Source organism: Caulobacter rhizosphaerae (genome assembly GCF_010977555.1).
GTDB classification, from domain to species: Bacteria; Pseudomonadota; Alphaproteobacteria; order Caulobacterales; family Caulobacteraceae; genus Caulobacter; species Caulobacter rhizosphaerae.
Genome location: NZ_CP048815.1, coordinates 185,416 through 204,815 on the forward strand (window position 1 = coordinate 185,416; position 19,400 = coordinate 204,815).

The 19,400-nt window shown below is 66.9% G+C and carries 9 protein-coding genes and 3 pseudogenes; 6 read left to right on the top strand and 6 right to left on the bottom strand.

Annotation, left to right across the window (positions count from 1 at the left end; all coding sequences use genetic code 11):
• The first annotated feature begins 2 nt into the window (after positions 1–2).
• The gene (locus G3M57_RS00900; RefSeq protein WP_163228402.1) at positions 3–4,403 is read left to right on the top strand and encodes an RHS repeat-associated core domain-containing protein; all 4,401 of its coding nucleotides are present in this window, start codon (positions 3–5) and stop codon (positions 4,401–4,403) included.
• A 558-nt stretch (positions 4,404–4,961) separates the two neighbouring features.
• Here the strand turns inward: G3M57_RS00900 and G3M57_RS00905 are convergent.
• Positions 4,962–5,459: an RES family NAD+ phosphorylase gene (locus G3M57_RS00905; protein ID WP_163228403.1), complete on the bottom strand. Its 498-nt coding sequence runs from the start codon at positions 5,457–5,459 to the stop codon at positions 4,962–4,964.
• The gene (gene parS, locus G3M57_RS00910; protein WP_208789642.1) at positions 5,456–5,932 is read right to left on the bottom strand and encodes a type II RES/Xre toxin-antitoxin system antitoxin; all 477 of its coding nucleotides are present in this window, start codon (positions 5,930–5,932) and stop codon (positions 5,456–5,458) included. Before parS ends, G3M57_RS00905 begins: the two co-directional genes overlap by 4 nt.
• Positions 5,933–6,118: 186 nt before the next feature.
• On the opposite strand from parS, the gene G3M57_RS00915 reads away from it, so the two are divergent.
• A complete protein-coding gene (locus tag G3M57_RS00915; RefSeq protein ID WP_163228404.1) occupies positions 6,119–6,337 on the top strand; it encodes an alpha/beta fold hydrolase in 219 nt (72 codons plus the stop codon).
• A gap of 61 nt (positions 6,338–6,398) precedes the next feature.
• Positions 6,399–6,737, top strand: coding sequence for a hypothetical protein (locus G3M57_RS00920; RefSeq protein WP_163228405.1), 339 nt, complete (start codon positions 6,399–6,401; stop codon positions 6,735–6,737).
• 139 nt (positions 6,738–6,876) lie between these two features.
• Here the strand turns inward: G3M57_RS00920 and G3M57_RS00925 are convergent, their stop codons facing one another.
• Positions 6,877–8,979 (bottom strand): hybrid sensor histidine kinase/response regulator, encoded by a 2,103-nt coding sequence (locus G3M57_RS00925; RefSeq protein WP_163228406.1) that lies wholly within the window; start codon positions 8,977–8,979, stop codon positions 6,877–6,879.
• A gap of 1,571 nt (positions 8,980–10,550) precedes the next feature.
• On the opposite strand from G3M57_RS00925, the pseudogene G3M57_RS27820 reads away from it, so the two are divergent.
• The 3 genes and pseudogenes from G3M57_RS27820 to G3M57_RS00935 all read left to right on the top strand — a co-directional run.
• Positions 10,551–12,653: pseudogene (locus G3M57_RS27820) on the top strand (beta strand repeat-containing protein); the annotation flags it as partial.
• Between the two features lie 148 nt (positions 12,654–12,801).
• Positions 12,802–13,827: pseudogene (locus tag G3M57_RS27825) on the top strand (putative Ig domain-containing protein); the annotation flags it as partial.
• Positions 13,828–13,872: 45 nt separating this feature from the next.
• Positions 13,873–15,951 (top strand): autotransporter domain-containing protein, encoded by a 2,079-nt coding sequence (locus G3M57_RS00935; RefSeq protein WP_425278115.1) that lies wholly within the window; start codon positions 13,873–13,875, stop codon positions 15,949–15,951.
• A gap of 102 nt (positions 15,952–16,053) precedes the next feature.
• Here G3M57_RS00935 and G3M57_RS00940 read toward each other — a convergent pair whose 3' ends face one another.
• The 3 genes and pseudogenes from G3M57_RS00940 to G3M57_RS00950 all read right to left on the bottom strand — a co-directional run bounded on the left by G3M57_RS00940 (position 16,054) and on the right by G3M57_RS00950 (position 19,255).
• Positions 16,054–16,938: an alpha/beta fold hydrolase gene (locus tag G3M57_RS00940; RefSeq protein WP_163228409.1), complete on the bottom strand. Its 885-nt coding sequence runs from the start codon at positions 16,936–16,938 to the stop codon at positions 16,054–16,056.
• 417 nt (positions 16,939–17,355) lie between these two features.
• Positions 17,356–18,806, bottom strand: a pseudogene (locus tag G3M57_RS00945) (carotenoid oxygenase family protein).
• An 11-nt stretch (positions 18,807–18,817) separates the two neighbouring features.
• Positions 18,818–19,255 (bottom strand): DUF2141 domain-containing protein, encoded by a 438-nt coding sequence (locus tag G3M57_RS00950; protein WP_163228410.1) that lies wholly within the window; start codon positions 19,253–19,255, stop codon positions 18,818–18,820.
• Between the last annotated feature and the right edge of the window lie 145 nt (positions 19,256–19,400).

Consider the following 19,400-nt stretch of genomic DNA (forward strand, 5'->3'; position numbering starts at 1 on the left):
TCATGCGCGCGTCCTTTTTCCGTCTGATGCGCGGCCTGCTGCTGGCGAGCTTCTCGATCGTTCTGGGTTTATCGACTACCCATCAAGCCCGAGCCCAGGCTGGGCCGATCAAGCCGCCCGAGACCTATAACCCGGTCGACGCGAACGGGGTGAACCTGCTGAGCGGTTCGATGACGGCGACGACGCCGACCGTCTCGATCGGGCCCAAGGGCGGGCTCAGCTATTCACAGAGCTACGACTCCGGGTCGATCACGGCGTGGAGCGACAACATCAACGGCATGGTGGCTACGTCCACTTTGACGGGCGATCCCTGGTACACCGTCACCATGATGGGGCAGGCCTTCCCCTTCAAGCGCACCGGCGACACCTTCGCCGCGCAGGAGGGCAGTACCGCCAGCCTCGTCATCAGCGGCGGATCGTTCATCCTGACCCTACTTGACGGCACGGTGGCGACCTATTCTTCCGCCTATCCGAGTTACATGCTGGGCGTGGTCAACAACCTGGGTTCGATCGTCAAGATCGTTTCGCCCAACGGCCGGACGATCGACTTCACCTATACGAGCGCGCTGTCCTACAACACGCCGGTCTATCGGCTGCAATCGGTCAACAGCAGCGACGGCTACCAACTGCATTTCGACTATGTTGCCAACAGCAACACTAATGGGGACGTCAACGCCATCCCCTCCGCCTGGTACTCGGTGGCCAAGGTTACGGCGCTCAACAACGCCATCGACGCCTGCGCGCCGGCGGCCCTGGCGTGCACCTATTCGCGCGCCTGGCCCAGCCTGACGTTCGCAAGCAGCGGCAACACCAAAACCGTGACCGATGCGCTCAATCGCGTGACGACGTACATCTTCACCAACGGCATTCTCACCGGCGTTCGCCGACCGGGCCGCGCCAGTGGCCAGGACGTCCTGGTCTCCTACAACGGCGAAAGCCAGATGGTGGAGCAGGTCACCACCGACGCGGGTAACTACACCTACGCCATTCCCGACGCCTACAAGAACGGCTTCCCGGCGGCGCCCAACCAGACGATCACCAACAGCGCCACCACGGTCACTGATCCGCTGGGCCACACGCGCATCGTGACCAGTCGCTCAACCCTCGTCGATCTGGCGACCCATCATCGCGTCAGCCGGCTGCATACGGTCTCCAACGGCGTGGAGAACGCCACGCAGTACGGCTACACCAACTTCCGGCTTTCCTCGATCTCGCGGCTGACGGACTACAATGGCACCAGTTACGCCTTCGATGCCCGCGGCAACATCACCACCGTCACCCAAAGCCCGAAGGTGAACTCGGGCGCGTCGCCCATCGTCGTCACGACCGCGACCTATCCGGCGACCTGCGACGCCAGCAATTTCCGGATCTGCAACCAGCCGGTGTCGGTGACCGACGCACGGGGCGCCGTCACCACCTTCACCTATGATCCCGCGCACGGCGGCGTCCTGACCGCGACCTCGCCGTCGCCCGCGAGCGGCGCCGTCCAGCCCCAGGTTCGCACGACCTATGCGGCGTTCAACGCCTGGTACAAGAACGCCGCGGGCGTCATCGTCCAGGACGTGCGGCCGATCTATCTGCCGACAGGAACCTCGCAGTGCGCGACTCAGGGGCCGGCCAACGGCGCGACGCCCGCGCCCTGCGCCGGCACGGCTGACGAGATCAAGTCGACGATCGCCTATCAGGCCGGTGCCGCCTCGATGGCCAGCAACCTGTTGCCTGTCTCGACGACCCGCCGCAACGGGCTGGCCTCCAACCAGGCCGGCGCCCTGGCGGCGACCACCGCGATGACCTATGGACCTTACGGCGACGTCGAAGCTGTCGATGGGCCGCTGGCCGGCGCGGCCGACGTCACGCGCACCTACTACAACGCCGCTCGGCAGGCGATCGGAACGATCAACCCCGATCCGGACGACGCTGGCGCCTTGCTCTACCGGGCCACGCGAACGACCTATGCGGATGACGGCCAGGTGCTTTCGGTCGAGACCGGCACCGCGACCAACCAGTCCGACACCGGCATGGCGACCTTCTCGCCCTTGCAGAAGCTGACCACTGGCTACGACGTCGCGGGCCGCAAGATCTCCGACAGCTTGGTGGTCGGCGGCGTGACCCAGGCCCTGACCCAGTACGCCTATGACGCGGCCAATCGCCTGATCTGCAGCACAGTCCGAATGAACCCCACGGCGACCCAGCAGTCTTCGGCCTGCACCCCGACCCTGGGCGGGCCCGACGGCAACGACCGCGTGACCTATACCGAGTACGACGCCGCCGACCGGGTGATCAAGATCACCAGCGGCTATCAGGGATCGAGCCCCCGCGTCGAAAAGGCCGTCACCTATACCGGCAATGGCCTGGAACAGACGGTCGCCGACGGCAAGGGCAACCTGACGACCTACGAGTACGACGCGTTCGACCGGCTGGCCAAGGTTCGCTATCCCAGCGCCGCCAACGGCGCGGTCTCGGCGTGCGGCCTCCCGCAAGGGGGATGCGACTACGAGGAATATGGCTACGACGCCGCCGGCAACCGTACCAGCTGGCGACGGCGCGACGGCACGACGGTCGCCTTTACCTATGACGCCCTGAACCGGGCCAATAGCGGCCTGCGCGGCGAGGCCTACGCCTATGACAACCTGGGCCGGCGGACCTCGGCGACCTATGGCGGCGGCGCGACCACGGCGAGCTATGACGCCCTGGGCCGGATGACCGGCGAAGACACCTACGGTCACCCTCTGACCTATCAGTACGATCTGGCCGGCCGCCGCACGCGGATGACCTGGTGGGACGGGGTCTATGTCACCTACGACTATTACCGTTCGGGCGAGATAGCGAACATTTACGAGAATGGCGCGACCCGGATCGCGGCCTATGCCTATGATAATCTCGGGCGCCGCGACCTCGCCTGGCAAGGTCTCGGCGCCAAGGCTGTTTCCGAGGACTACGACTATGACGCTGCGTCTCGACTGGCGAGCCTGAAGCTCGACCTGGCCGGAACGGCCCAGGACCAGACCTGGACCTTCACCTACAACGCCGCCAGCCAGGTCAAGACCCGCGCCGCCAGCAACGGCCTCTACGAGTGGAGCGGCGCCCAGGCGGCCAAGAGCTACACCGTCAACGGCCTGAACCAGTACGCCGCCGCGGCCGGGATAACGCTCGCCTACGACGCCCGCGGCAACCTGACGAACGACGGGACCAAGACCTACGGCTACGACCTGCTCAACAACCTGACCAGCACCTCGACAGGCGTAAGCCTGGCCTACGAGCCGACGGGTCGGCTGTGGCGGGTTTCGACGGGCGCCGAAGCCACGGCCTTCATCTACTCCGGTTCCGACCTCATCGCCGAACTCGACGGCGCGACGGGCGCCATCCTGCGCCGCTACGTGCCTGGCCCTGGGACCGACACGCCGATCGCCTGGTACGAGGGCTCGGGAACGACCGATCGCCGTTGGCTGATGGCCGATCCGCAAGGCTCGATCGTGGCGGTGACAAACAGCGTCGGCGCTCTGATCGGCAGCGTTCCCAACACCTATGACGAATATGGCGCCCCCGGCGGCAATTTCGGCCGGTTCCAGTACACCGGCCAGATCTGGCTGCCGGAGGTGGGGCTGTACCACTACAAAGCCCGCGCCTATTCCCCGGTCCTGGGGCGGTTTCTCCAAACCGACCCCATCGGATATGGCGATGGGCTGAATTGGTATGCGTACGTCGGTAATGATCCGACCAACGCGACCGACCCGGACGGCATGCTCAGATGGACCTCAACGACCAGCTGTGCGCCTTATTCTGGGGAAGGTGACGGCGTTTCAGGTGGTTATTGCCAGACGACGTTCTCTTCGTCGGGGGGCGATGATAGCCTTTCAGGTGCGCTTCAGCGGGCCGTCACCAATTACTTCACCCCGTCGAATGGTCCTGGCTGTGGCGCTGCTGTCGTCGGTGGAGCCGCCATCGGCGGGACCGCCGGTGCGGTCGGTGGCGCGGTTATCGGTGGCGCGGGCGGGGCCGTTGCCGGCGGAGGCGTCCTTTCGTTGGGAACTGCCCCAGCCGGCGCGGCGGCGGGCGCCAATTTAGGCGGGCAGGCCGGCACGGTGTTGGGCGGTTTCGGTGGCTGGTTGACCTCGCCATCATGTCACTCGAGCACGGCCAACGGGGATGGTAACGGCAACACCGGCCATGGTGAACAACGGGCAAGCGAAGCCAGGGCCGGAGATAGCGGTCGACAAGTTGGCGACGCAAACCGGGTTGTTCGCGAAGGGCGCAAATTTATTGATACCGAGACTGGAGCAACGGTTCACGTAAGCGGCAATCGCGTGGTGATCACTGGACAAAACGGGCGGGTTACCCAGTTTGTAAACTCGCGCGCGAATACCCAGGCTCGAATTGCATCAGGAAAGTGGGTCCCTCAATGAATGAGGAATTTTGCGAGTTTTTTAGCTTAGTGCAGAAGTTGAAAAGTGGCCTTAGAGTTTACTTCTGCGCCAGAAGATCTACGGACCAAGCGGTTTGCGTTCTGACGATGGAGTTTGTTCCAGGTGAGCTAGGTTTAAGCTCTATCGATTGGGGCAATCTGCAGAGGCATGCAGTTGAAGTGTTTTTTGATAATATCTCTGAGAATGTTTTCTTTTGGGAAAGGGATGCGCCATCCGCTGTAAAAAGGCATGTGGAGGAATTCGGCGATCTTTAGGGGATTGTCGGGGACGCTGTGATGGATCTGCGGGCATGGCTTCCGTGTGACGCCCTCGCTGACCACGCCCTTGCGTGGCGGTGCCAGCGGCGGTTCCATAGTTCTTCGCAACGAGTGTAGCCTGATCCTCGGATCGAAAGGGCCTTCACATGTGACTCATCTTCGATGTTGGTCAGTCCGCTTCCCGGCGGCCAAGGCGAGGTCAGCAGCAAGGTCCTCCGCAAGGGGAAACTTGACGGTTGCCGGTGCTAAAGGCTGGCTGCGAGTGGCGCGACCAGGCGATCTATACCTTTTCCACCAGCAAACCCCTGCGCTTGGGCGCCTGGACGGCTGCCGACGAAGGGGCGCGCGCTCCCCCCAAGAGGCGCGGGTCGAATTGGAAGGGCTCGTTGCCGACAAGCCGCACCTGCGCGAAGGCTGGATGGCGCGGGTTAATCAGGGTGTTGATCTCCTGGCCGACCACGAGGCTGGGGACACGCAAAGTCAACGCCGCGCCCGCTTGCAGGAACGCATCGCCCGTCGCCACGGTGTCGGCGGGTAGAACCTGGAGCACTTGGCTCGGCGCGTCGTCTGGGGTCTCGATGGACAGCAACCTGTAGTCGCTCGGGATCAATTCCGGCGGTAGGTCAAGGTGGACTAGCACTTCCAGCACCGCCAGGCTTGGGTTCGCGGCCGTGTAGACCATCGGCTGGCCGGGGGAATTCCACCGTCCACCATAGAGGCGTGCGCCTTCTCCATCGAGGCCGGCATAGGCGGCCTTGGCGATGCGATGGACGATCAAGCCGCCAAGCCGTGCGCGATTTGGCCTAGCAGCCGTTCGACGCTGTGGGCGCCCGGATCGGTGTCGGCCATCGACATCGGGGCCTGACCTTCCAGTGCCCGGTTGGGACGTTCGAGCCAGATCATCGCCCGGTCACGGTCCCCGATCGTTTCCTCGGCGGCCGCGACCATGCGGGCGATGCGGACCATGCGGTCGGACTCGGCGGTGTCGAGCGGCTGGTTGGCCTCACGCCGGCGATTGAATGTCCGCCGGGGCATGACATAGGGCTCGATTGCCGAGAATGGCTGATGGGTGGCGGCTAGGAATCCATCGACAGCAGCGGCGGGTAGGCCGCGACGCACCAGGCGAATGACATCGAATTCCGTGACCAGGTGACCGATGACGGACTCTCCACCCAGTAATTCCTGAATCTTCGCGACCTGGGTCATATCGATTGCGCCAAACGCCGCCTCAATGGCGGCATTTTGAAACATAGTCAGTCCCGGCTATGAGAGCAAGCATCGCGTTAGCGAGCCGTCACCGCACCTGTCGGTCGGGTCTTCGTCAAAAAAGGACCATTGGAATGCTTGGCATGGCCCAACCAAAGCCGTGCCGTGAGGAGCCTTTCGTTTTCGCGGCCCGGTGCTGAACATCGCCTTGAGGTGGGCCAACGACAGCTCATGGGCGCGATATCGCCGCCGGCGCGGATCACTCCACCGGTGCTGATCCTGTGGGGGCAGGACGACGCCTTCCTGGATCTGGGTCTGGCGCGTGCATCGCTGGGGTGCTGCGCGGACGGTCGCCTGCAGGTTATTGAGACTGCTGGCCACTGGCTGCACCTGGAGCAGCCCCAGGCCGTCAACGCCGCGATCCTGGGCTTCCTCGGCCCGAGCATGTGAGGGAGTACGAACTCTTGATCTCGCCTGGCGTTTAGGTCCGGAATCTCGAAAGGAGTCGTTGATGGCGCAGGGCAAGGATCTGGAAAACGCCGACGGCCTGGGCGGCGTTCACAAGGTCGCCGTACCCCGGCAGCCCATCCCGACACCGGCACGTGACCCCGAGCCGGTGATTGTCGCCGACGGGGAAAGGGCAGGCTCGTCGCGCCTGGTCGATGATCCCGACCAAGTGACCAAGGTGGTGCATACGCAGGATCCGCCGATCGAGCCGCCCCGCGGCGCCAACGCCCGGGAATCGACGCTGCGCCCGATGCGCACGCCCGAGGCTCCGTTTCAGGATGTGCAGATCTCACCCGATGAGCCGTCGGTCTGGACAACGGAAAAGGACCCTTCGCACGATTGACTGGCGTCAAAAGTCGCGGCTGCGCGCCGCCCGCGCGCGACGACTGATCCGGGTTCTCGTCGCGGGTACGGCGCGCGGCGATATGAATCGGAACGACCTGTTCGGCCGCATGTCGGCGATCGGCTGGCTCGTTAAGCGCCTAGGGAAGGTGTGATCCTTGCGCTTCGGCGTCCTGTTCTGGACGAAGCGCCCGGCCGATCGAACGGATCAGGCCCGCCGCATCGAACGGCTTGGCGATGTGACCATCCATGCCGGCGGCCCGATAGCTCTCCACCTGATGACCCATCACGTTGGCGGTCAAGGCCAGGATCGGCGTTGGCGCTCGTGCGTCGCGTTCTTCCAGCCGCCGGATGGACCGGGTCGCTGCCAGGCCATCGACACCCGGCATCTGGATATCCATCAGCACCAGATCAAAGCGTTCCTGTTCAAACATCGCCACCGCCTCAGCGCCGTCGCAGGCCAGGGTCACCTCCAGGCCCAGGGGCTCGAGCAGGGCCTGGATGATCGTTCGGTTGGTCCGATTATCGTCCACCGCCAGGACCTTGCCGCCGGAGAGACAGGGTCCGTCGTCTGGTTGCTGGGCGGCGCCCAGCGGCTCGGACCCGCGTTCGAGCGGCGCGGACAGGCTAAAGCACGAGCCCTGGCCAAGCACGCTCGTCGCCGACAGATGGCCGCCCATGGCCTGGGCGAGGCGCTGGCTGATCGCCAGGCCCAGACCCGTACCGCCGTAGAGCCTGGTGGTGGAAGCGTCGCCCTGCACGAAGCTCTCGAAGACGTGCTTAAGACTGTCGGACGAGAGGCCAACGCCCGTGTCGATGACGCTGACCTCCACCCCGCCGTCGGCCGCGCGCGCCGCCACGGCGACCGCCCCGGCCGCGGTGAACTTGATGGCGTTGGAGATCAGGTTGCCCAGGATCTGGCGCAGGCGGACCTCGTCGCCTCGCCAAAAGCCGCACAGGGTGGGATCGAAGTCCAGCTGAAGCTTCAGGCCCTTCTGCTCGGCGAGGCCTTCGAACGCGCGGCAGGTGAGGGTCAGGGCGTGCTCCAGGTCGAAGTCACGTATTTCCAGGGTCAGCCGCCCCGCCTCGATCTTGGAGAGATCCAACAGATCGTTGAGCAGGACCATCAAACTCTGGCCGGACTGACGGGCTATGGCGATGCGCTGACCCTGCTGAGGCGGCAGACCCTCGCGTTCGACCACCTGCAGCATGCCCAGAACACCGTTGAGCGGCGTGCGGATCTCATGACTCATATTGGCCAGGAACAGGCTCTTGGACCGGCTGGCGGCCTCGGCCTCCGCCCGCGCGGCGTCGAGATCGGCGGCGTTGCGGTCGACGCGGCGGACGATGCCGCGGATTCGCACCGTCAAGGCCGCGACGGAGACGAGCAGGACGACGATGACCCCGGCGATGATCACCGCAGCGTCCCGCATGGCGGTCAGGCCGGGCCGAGCCGGGGTCCAGGCAAGACCCGCGATCGGCCGGCCGGCGTGGTCTTTCAGCAGCAGGCGAGCGGCGGCGTCGTCAGGACCGACCAGCCTGGCGTTCTTGAGACGAAGATCTTCGCGGACCGCTTTGACCAGAGTGGTGTCAGCGCGAACAGCGGTGAACAGCACGCAGGTGCGACCCACCCGGCGGACAGCCGAGGCGTGTTCAGGGATCACCGTGGAGGCGGCGACGAAATAGACCGCCCCTCGCCAGACGACCGCGCCCGTGAGGGTCTGCGCCAGTTGCGGCGCGGCCGGGCCGAGGTTAGCGCGCAGGGCGCGTAGCTGCTTGGCGTTGGCCAGGCGAACCGCGGCCAGCATCGGCGCGGTGACCTGGCCGAAATCCGCCAAGGCCTCGGGCGGGATATTGCCGTCGGCCGTGTAGCCGTAGAAGGGCTGGTCGTCCCCGTCGACGGCGTAGGCCAGGTCGACGCCGCGATTGTAGATGAAGAACTCACCGATCTCGGCGTCGGCCCAGGCCCGATCGCCGCCGGGCCGAAGCGTGTGGTACGCCTGATCCCAGATGGTGGCCGAGGTCAGATCGTTGCCGGCTTTGGCGCTGGTCCGCTCCAACATCTTCTGAGCCAGGACCTGTTCCTGGCGCGCCTGGCCTTCATTGACGGCGCGCGCCGCCAGGGCCAGGACAATGACGAACGCGGCCACGACCAGGGCCAGGAGCAGGCACGCCGTGCCAAGCAGCCCGCGAACGTCGCGGCCGATCGAGGTGTTGGTCTGCAGGGCAAATTGGCGGGCCATGGCCCTAGCTGTTAGGCAGCCTGCCTTAATGATCGACCGATGATCGCGCCGGGAGACAATTTGCCGCGGTTATCGCTTGCCTGGGTCGGATTCCCGGCAAGGCCGAGGAGCGTTTCGGTCGTGGGCGGGCAGGGTGTCACCTCGGCCGCACCATCGGCCCTGTCCCAGGCCTTGGTCGCGTCCGCCAGCGCGCGCATCAGGGGTGGAAGATGAACACCTGGCCTAGGTCTCCTGGCGCTCCCGGCGGGTCCTGGGAGCAGCTACGGATTGGCCGGCGGTGAGAAGCCGCGCGCTTCGAACCTGGGCGTAGTGGCGTGATTTGCGACGGGAGACCCTTGGTCTCCCGTCGGGGGGCAGAGAACCTGAAAAGCCAAAAACTCGCAGCGGCCGGGCGAGTTGACTTTCGGCTCCGAGCGATCTCAAGCCAGGAATTGATCCGGACGTTAGCGGCTGCGTCCTATTGTCCACCGCCCGCCGGCGGGTCCGTATGGATCTTTCCGAAAAACACGCTGATCCCATTGGGGTTTACGGTGAAGATTGGCGGCTGGTCGCGCCGTGGGAGGCCAAGACATTTAGGATGGCAAGCGACGTTATGTCGCTCGCGTCAAGCCCAGTTCTGACCCGCAAATTAACGATCCCCCCCGCCTAAAGGGCGCCTCGAAAAGGCCACCTATGGGCGAATGCCGATGACCGTCGCAACTTGCGAATTCGACCAGCAGATGACCGCGCTTTGGCGGCGTCTGTCGTGGGCCATCGCCGCCGTCATCCTGCTGGCGATGGCCTTGCCCGCGGCCGCGGCCGACCTGACGTTCACCCGCGCCTATCAGGGTGGACTGTCGGGACAGACGTTCACGACGACCACGCTGCTCAACGCCGACGCGGGTTCAATCCGTTTCTTGGACGGGGGAACTCAACGCGCCTTTCAGAACACCAGCGGGACGCTCTCCTATAAGATCGCGGGCGTGCCCTACACCGAGGTGGGGGTGCTCAATTCCCGCTATCCCAACGGCAACACCCTGATGAACGCCGTCGCGTTCAGCGGCGGGAGCGGCGACCGGCTGCTGGTGCTCGGAGGCTCCTACACCACGTCCAGCGCCTATAGCGGCAGTTCGAACGCCATCGTCGCCAAGTTGAACGAATATATCGACGCTACCGCGCCGGATCCGGCGGGAACGACCTTGCTGGTCAACGGCGGAGCAACGGCCACCGCCTCGGTGGGGGCCACCGCGACGGTCATCGTGACTGTCAAGCTTGGATCCGGCGCAGCCGTCACCGGCGCTATCGCCTCTCTGTCGGGAAACCCTTCCGGCGGATCGTCGATCTCCCCGGCCTCGGCGACGACCAATTCGAGTGGCCAGGCGACGTTCACCGTCCAGGGCCTTCAATCGGGGAGCGTCACCTACAGCGCCGTCGCCTCGGCGAACGGGACGACGACGACCAGTTCCAACGCCGTCTCCGTTACTTGGGTGGGGACCAGGAGTCCGGGGCAGTCGACCGCGAGTGCGCCCTCCGGCGTGGCTGGTCGTGCGACGACGGTCCTGATCACCGTCAGGGACACCAATGGGAACACGATGACCGGCGCCGCGAGCGGCCTAGCCGTGATCATCGGGGGAACCAACGCCGGCGCCACGCCAGGCGCGATCACTGACAACAACAACGGGACCTATTCCGTCGCCTATACGCCTTCGACGGCCGGCGTCGACACGCTGTCGATCACCCTGGACGGCGCCGCCATCTCGGGCTCTCCCTATTCCAGCACGGTCGCCGCGGCGCCGACACCGCCTGTCATCACCACGGCAAGCCTGCCGACCCCGGTGCTTGGCCAGGCCTTCAGCCAGACGATCGTCACCACGGGCGGCACGTCCCCGGTGACTTTCGCCGTCACCGGCGGCGCCCTGCCGGCTGGCCTGAACCTGAACGCCTCGACCGGCGCGATCACCGGCACGGCGACGACAGCCGGCGCCTACAGCGTCACCATCACCGCCACCGACGCCAACGGCCTGACCGACGCCAAGATCTATTCTGGTACGATTTCGGCTGGCGTCGTGATCACCACGATCTCGATCCCGACGCCGGTGCTCGGCCAGACCTACAGCCAGACCGTCGCCACTACGGGCGGCACGGCCCCGGTGACCTTCGGCGTCACCGGCGGCGCCCTGCCAGCCGGGCTGAGCCTGAACGCCTCGACCGGTGTGGTCAGCGGCACGGCCACGACGGCTGGCGCCTACAGCGTCACGATCACCGCCACCGACGCCAATGGCCTCATCGACGCCAAGACCTATAGCGGCGCCATCTCGGCCGGCGTCGCCATCACCACGACGAGCCTCCCGACCCCCGTGCTTGACCAAGCCTACAGCCAGACCGTCGCCACGACGGGCGGCGCCGCTCCGGTGACCTTCGCCATCACCGGCGGCGCCTTGCCGACTGGGCTGAGTCTCAACGCCTCGATCGGCGCCATCACCGGCACGGCCACGGTGGCCGGCGCTTACAGCGTCACGATCACCGCCACGGACGCCAACGGCCTGACCGACGCCAAGACCTACAGCGGCGCCATCTCGGCCGGCGTGGTCATCACCACGACCTCGATCCCGACGCCGGTGCTTGGCCAAGCCTACAGCCAGACCGTCGCCACGACGGGTGGCGCCGCTCCGGTGACCTTCGCCGTCACCGGCGGCGCCTTGTCGACTGGGCTGAGCCTGAACGCCTCGACCGGCGCCATCACCGGCACCGCCACGACGGCCGGCGCCTACAGCGTCAGCATCACCGCCACCGACGCCAACGGCCTCACCGACGCCAAGACCTACAGCGGCACGATCGCCGCTGGCGTGGCCATCACCACGGCCAGCCTGCCGACGCCGGTGCTGGGCCAAGCGTACAGCCAGACCGTCGCCACGACGGGTGGCGGCGCCCCGGTGACCTTCGCCGTCACCGGCGGGACCCTGCCGGCCGGGCTGAGCCTGAACGCCTCGACCGGCGCGATCACCGGCACGGCCACGACGGCCGGGGCCTACAGCCTCACGATCACCGCCACCGACACCAATGGCCTCACAGACGCCAAGATCTATTCTGGTACGATTTCGGCTGGCGTGGTCATCACCACGACCTCGATCCCGACGCCGGTGCTGGGCCAGGCCTTCAGCCAGACCGTCGCCACGACGGGCGGCGCCGCCCCGGTGACCTTCACCGTCACCGGCGGGACCCTGCCGGCCGGGCTGAGTCTGAACGCCTCGACCGGCGCGATCACCGGCACGGCCACGACGGCTGGCGCCTACAGCGTCACCATCACCGCCACCGACGCCAACGGCCTGACCGACGCCAAGATCTATTCTGGTACGATTTCGGCTGGCGTGGTCATCACCACGACCTCGATCCCGACGCCGGTGCTGGGCCAGGCCTTCAGCCAGACCGTCGCCACGACGGGCGGCGCCGCCCCGGTGACCTTCACCGTCACCGGCGGGACCCTGCCGGCCGGGCTGAGTCTGAACGCCTCGACCGGCGCGATCACAGGCACGGCCACGACGGCCGGCGCCTACAGCGTCACCATCACCGCCACCGACGCCAACGGCCTGACCGACGCCAAGATCTATTCTGGTACGATTTCGGCTGGCGTCGTGATCACCACGATCTCGATCCCGACGCCGGTGCTCGGCCAGACCTACAGCCAGACCGTCGCCACTACGGGCGGCACGGCCCCGGTGACCTTCGGCGTCACCGGCGGCGCCCTGCCAGCCGGGCTGAGCCTGAACGCCTCGACCGGTGTGGTCAGCGGCACGGCCACGACGGCTGGCGCCTACAGCGTCACGATCACCGCCACCGACGCCAATGGCCTCATCGACGCCAAGACCTATAGCGGCGCCATCTCGGCCGGCGTCGCCATCACCACGACGAGCCTCCCGACCCCCGTGCTTGACCAAGCCTACAGCCAGACCGTCGCCACGACGGGCGGCGCCCGCTCCGGTGACCTTCGCCATCACCGGCGGCGCCTTGCCGACTGGGCTGAGTCTCAACGCCTCGATCGGCGCCATCACCGGCACGGCCACGGTGGCCGGCGCTTACAGCGTCACGATCACCGCCACGGACGCCAACGGCCTGACCGACGCCAAGACCTACAGCGGCGCCATCTCGGCCGGCGTGGTCATCACCACGACCTCGATCCCGACGCCGGTGCTTGGCCAAGCCTACAGCCAGACCGTCGCCACGACGGGTGGCGCCGCTCCGGTGACCTTCGCCGTCACCGGCGGCGCCTTGTCGACTGGGCTGAGCCTGAACGCCTCGACCGGCGCCATCACCGGCACCGCCACGACGGCCGGCGCCTACAGCGTCAGCATCACCGCCACCGACGCCAACGGCCTCACCGACGCCAAGACCTACAGCGGCACGATCGCCGCTGGCGTGGCCATCACCACGGCCAGCCTGCCGACGCCGGTGCTGGGCCAAGCGTACAGCCAGACCGTCGCCACGACGGGTGGCGGCGCCCCGGTGACCTTCGCCGTCACCGGCGGGACCCTGCCGGCCGGGCTGAGCCTGAACGCCTCGACCGGCGCGATCACCGGCACGGCCACGACGGCCGGGGCCTACAGCCTCACGATCACCGCCACCGACACCAATGGCCTCACAGACGCCAAGACCTACAGCGGCACGATCGCCGCGGTCCTGGCCGCGCCAGTCGCCGGCCCGGTGTCCATCATTGTTCCAGCCAACAGTTCGGCCACGACGGTGACGCTCGACCTGTCGGGAGGGGTCGCCGACTCGGTGGTCGTCGCCGACGTCCCTGGCCATGGTGTCGCCACCGCCTCGGGCTTGGCGATCACCTATGCCCCGGCCGCGGGATTCTCCGGCTCCGACAGCTTCACCTACGCCGCCGTCAACGCGACGGGGACATCCTCGGCGGCCATGGTCACGGTGACGGTCGCCGCCCCCAGCCTGGCGTTCGGGCCCGCGCCCGGAGACCTGCCAGGCGGCGTGGTCGGCGCGCCTTACAGCCAGACGGTGGCCGCTTCCGGCGGCGCAGCGCCCTATGACTATCAAGTTTCCAGCGGAGAGCTTCCGGCCGGACTGACCCTTGACCGCACGACGGGCGCGGTGACCGGAACCTCCGCCGCGGCCGGGACCTCCGCCTTCGAGCTCACCGCCACCGATGCCCACGGCGCAACGGGAACGGCCAGCTACTCGGTCGTGATCGCCGCCGCGGCGCCCGTCGCCGCCAGCTCGACCTCCACCACGGTGCCGGCCAACACCCAGACCCAGGTCGGCCAGAACGTCGGCCTGAACCTCTCCAGCCTGGTTTCCGGCGACGTGGACGAGGTCCGGATCGTCACCCCGCCGCAGCATGGCTCGGTGGTCATCACCCAGACGCTCGCCCTGCGCGGGGGCGGCGGCCTGTTCGCCATGGCCCTGGCGGCCACGTCGTCGATCTCCACGCCGGGCCAGTTCATCGCCGTCTACACGCCGGAGAAGAACTTCCAGGGCGTCGACAGCTTCGCGTTCGTCGCCGTGGGACCCGGCGGGATATCGGCGCCAGCTACCGCCACTATCACCGTCGTCGGCCAAGCCCCCACGGCCAAGGCGCTCACCGCCTCGACCAGCGACGGCAAGACGGTCTCGGTCGACCTGACCGCAGGCGCGACCGAGGGGCCGTTCACCGGCGCAAGCCTCGGCGCGATCAGCCCCGCCGACACCGCGACGATCAATCTCGTTCAAGGCGGACCCGAGACGGCGCGCACCTTCCGTCTGGACGTCACGCCCAAGGTCCGCTTCGGCGGGAAGATCACCATCAACTACACCTTGACCAATGTCTTCGGCGCCTCCTCGCCCGCGACCGTGACGATCACGGTCGCCGCGCGGCCCGACCCGTCCGCCGATCCGGTGGTGCAGGCCCTCAGCGACGCTCAGGCTGAGGCGACCCGTCGCTTCTCGCGGGCTCAGGTCGACAACTTCATGCGGCGGGCCGAAAGGCTGCACGGCGCCGATTGCCTGGCCTCGGGCAACGGAATCCGTCTGAACGCCGTCGACACAGCCCGGAGCGGCGACGCTCGCGGCCGTAGCGGCGGCCCCCAGGCCGACGGCGGCACGCCGGCGCGGGCCACGGAGACGCCGTCGAAGGCGCCGGTCACGAACCGGGCGGATCCGACTTGCCGCCCAGGCGAGCTGTCGGTGTGGACGGGCGGCTCGATCGAGCTGAGCACGCGCGATGCGTCGACGCGCGCGTCCAAGATCCGAGCCACGAGCAGCGGACTCTCCCTGGGCATGGACGCCAGGGTTTCAAACCGGGCGAGCCTCGGCGTCGGCGTGGGCTACGGCGAGGATCGCAGCCGCGTCGGCGGCCAAGCCGGACGAGTCTCCGCCCAGAGCACGGTGGTGGCGGTGTACGGCAGCCTCGCGCCGGTCGAGGGCATGTTCGTCGACGGTATGGTCGCGCGGGGCTGGCTGGACTTCGACACGCGCCGCGTCGATCCGACAAGCAGCGCGATGGCCTTTGGGGACCGGAGCGGCCGCTTCACGACCGTCTCCCTGTCGTCGGGCCTGGATCGGGAGGCGGGCTCGCTGACCTGGTCGAGCTACGGGCGGCTGGAATATCTCGACGGATCGCTGGACGCCTATCGTGAAGAGGGCGCGGGAATCTTCGACCTGCGTTTCGATCGCCGGAAGATCCGCTCGACGCTCGGCGTGCTGGGCCTGCGCGCCTCGTACAGCCGACCGGTCCGGGTCGGGATCATGACCGCCGGCCTACGCGGCGAGTGGCGGCACGAGTTCTCGGGCGGTTCGCGCCAGGGTGTTGACTACGCGGACGTCGCCGGCGACGGCTACTACGGGCTGCCGTCTCGCGGCTGGTCACGAGAGTCGTTCGTGCTCGATCCGGAGTTGGGCCTTCTCCTGCCGTCCGGCTGGGAACTTGGCTTGGCGGCCGGGGTGCGCGGCTCGGCTGGCGAGGACGCCGTCCAGGGGCGGGTGGAGGCGCGCAGGCGGTTTTAGCAAAAGTTGGACGCTTCGAGTACGCTCCATGATCGTCTAACAGCAAACCGATCAACTAGTCCCCTTCGAGATCAGGGAGTCGATACGGGACGCTCTTGGTGGCTACCGATCATCCTTGCCCGATAAAAACCGAGCAATAAGGCGGCTGGTTTCGTCGGGAACATACTCGGGAAAAAAGTGGCCCCCGCGCATCGGCTGACCGGTCACGTTGGTCGCCCAACGCTTCCAGATGCCCAGAGGCCCACCCGCCTCTTGATACCACGTTCCGAGCCCTCCCTCGTCGTCCCAAAGGGCCAGTGTGGGACAGGTTATTCGGTTGCCCCTTTTGTGATCGTCCTCGTCATGCACGCGGTCGATCGTGGAAGCCGCGCGGTATTCGTCGCAGATTGCCGCCGCTGTCGAGGGGGCGCGCAACGCCGCCACATAGGCGTCGCGCACCTCAGGCGCAAAACTGCTGACTGGCGTTCCCCAGTTTTCCAGCGCGTCGTCAACGACGGCCTCGGGTGCAGCAAGAAGAACAGTTTCCGGGAGGGGCGCGGGCTGCGCGAGAAATGAGTAAGGCCAGAACGCTAGAGCCATTTTCGCCTCGGCTCGCGCCCAAACCTCGAACGTCGGGATGACATCCATTACGATGAGGTGAGTGACGTTGTCGGGGTGGTCCATCGCCATCCTATAGGCGACCCGGCCACCTCTATCGTGGCCAGCGACCGCGAACCGTTCATGACCAAGGCCAACCATCAGTTCCACCAGCATCGCCCCCATGCTGCGCTTGGACATCGGGTGTTCGATTTCCGGGTCGTTTGGCCGATCGCTTTTGCCGTAGCCGGGCAGGTCAACGACGACGACCGTGTGCTCTCGCGACAGATTTGGCGTTATGTCGCGCCACATGAGACCGGTCTGGGGAAATCCATGGAGCAGCAATAGAGGGTAACCCCGGCCTGAGATTTCAACGGCGACTGATCCGGCCGACGTTCGGACTCCAGACATCAGGCTTCTCCGAAGCGGCCTCTCTTGGAGTCATTTCTCCTTCGGCAATGCCCGTGGCGCGCTCTTGACTGAATGAAAACGCCAGCTTTTGCACTTTGCTCCCTGAGACAGGTTGGAGGTCGCCGATGGGTCGTCTTTCTAGAGCAGTGCTAATTTCTGGTTCTGGCGCATCGGTGACCGATGCGGATTCAGCCGACCGGTGCAGCTAGACATGTGACGAGCTCGGTGCGGTGGACAGACTAGGCGAGCGAGGGAGGATCGGCCGCAATCCCCTGGTCGCCCCGAGCCCAGGCCAACTGCGACGCCGGTGGCTTCTATCGAGCCGGATCCCGCCATGCGAGGCTCTGACCGGTTTTTGCGTCGTGCCCCCGCGACATGAGGCTCAGCAGCGGTCGCTTCATCCCTGGGAGATCCACTTCACGCCGGCACGAAAACGCCATGAAACGTCACCGGCAGCGCGACCGGCGCGCGCCAAGCCGCTATCGGACCTTGGGTCACATGGCGGGCGTCGAAGACGTGCACCTCCGTCGCCTTGGCGTCTAGGTTCACCGTGGCCCCCACCAGCCAGCCGTCCAGTTCCTCGGACGAGCGGGGACGCTGCACGAACACCATTTCCTCCACCAGGTGACGCGGACCAAAGTCGAAGACCTGGTCGCTGTCGCGCTTCCAGTCGCGCACCGCCACGCCCTGGAACATCGGGCGGTCGGGCCGCTGGCCGGTGACGTGAACCGAATAGCGGCGAACCTGACCGGCGAAGCGCGGGTCGGCGCGCGGGAACTCGGCGCTGACCATTTCTTTGGCGAACTCGCCCCGCCCGTCGGCGTGCAGGCTGATCAGCGCCCGGCGCGGCGGCGCGCCGCGCAACACCTCGCCGCGCAGGATCGCCCCACCATTGGCCGCCGTGCCCGACGGATCGTCATCGACGCAGGCGTCGAAGCGGATGGTCCCGTCGGCCTCTTCCCAGGCGTCGCCCAGGTGGAAGAAGAAGAACTGCGGCAGTTCGAACAGGCGGCGCTGGGACAGGTCGTCCTTGTCCAGCACCAGCACCTGGGTTCCCAGTTCGGGCTTCCAGGTCATCGACTGCGCGAACGGCATGGTCAGCCGATCCTGCATCCAGGGCTGTAGCACCACCACGAGGTGGCGAGCCGTGGCCGTGAAGTCGTGCATGTAGCCGCCGCGCGGCAGGCCGATCACCTCGGCCTTCAGCAGGGCGCCGTCGGGCGCCAGCTTCCAGACAATGGCCTGCTGGCCGGCTAGGCCCAGGTTCCACACCACGCCGTCGGGCTGGACGCGTGGGTGGGCCAGGAACGGCATGCCCTTGAGATCCCGGCGCAGCACCTTGGGGCCGAGCGTCTCTAGGGTGACGGGGTCCAGGGCGGTCGGCGAGCCGCCTTCCCACAACGCCCACAGCTCGCCGCCGGCCATCATCACCGAGGTGTTGGCGGCGTTGGCGTCGTCGGGGCTGGAGATCACCGCGCCAGGGCCGGCTGGGGTGCCGTAGCCAGGAGTGATCACCGCGCCGGCGGCCCTATCGCGGCGGCGCTTGGCGGTGTCGACGAAGCGGGCGGCGACCCGCGCCTGGCCGTCGGCGATCTGGAACTTGCGGATCAGGCCATCGCCGTCGAACCAGTGGCCCACGTTGCCGCCAGGCCGGCGGAACTTGGCCGGACCGTTGCGAAACAGCGTGCCTGCCAGCGCCGTCGGGGCGCGGCCGTGCAGGCGGGTCATGGCGGTCGGCGCCAGGTCGGTCTCGACGTCGGCCACGCCCAAGGCCCAATCGTTGGCGGCGGCCGCCCAGACGGCCTCCGGGTTAGCAAAGTCGCGCCGCTCAACACAGCCGCGCCGCGCAGGATGTCACGCCGGTTCATGGCTGTTCTCGCTACTTCAACTGGATCGACTGGATGTTGGCGCCGGGCTTCACCTCGAAGGCGGCGGCCTCGAAGCTGGGCGGGCCCATGTTGGGCTGGGCGCCGTTCGAAAAGCCATAGGGCTCGGTAGGCAGACCAAAGGGGTTCAGCCCCATCTTGCCGTCGCCGTCGACGTCCTGGAACACCTTGGCGGCGTAGGTTCCCGGCGCCAGGCCGGTGATCTTGGCGCTGGGCGCGGCGTCCGCGGCCGAAGCCGTAATGGCGCGGACGGGCTTGCCGCCCTTCCAGGTGTCGGGGCTGTCATAGACCACGATCATCACTTGGCCTTGGTGCGTGGCCAGGGTCGGGAAGGCGAGGGTGAGATCGCCGGTCGCCTGTTGGGCGTGGGCGGCGGGCGCCAGGGCGGCGGCGGCCAACGCGGCGATGATCAGGGTGTTGAGCGCCGTCATGGCGATCTCCTTCTTCAGGCTGGACGCGGCGGCGGATCGTCGCGTCGTTGAAGCCTGAGTGAAGGGAGCAGCTTGGCGTTTCAACCGCTGCTGCGCCGGTCGCCGGCCGGATTTCGTGAACGGCGCGCGCCCGTCATTCAAGCTT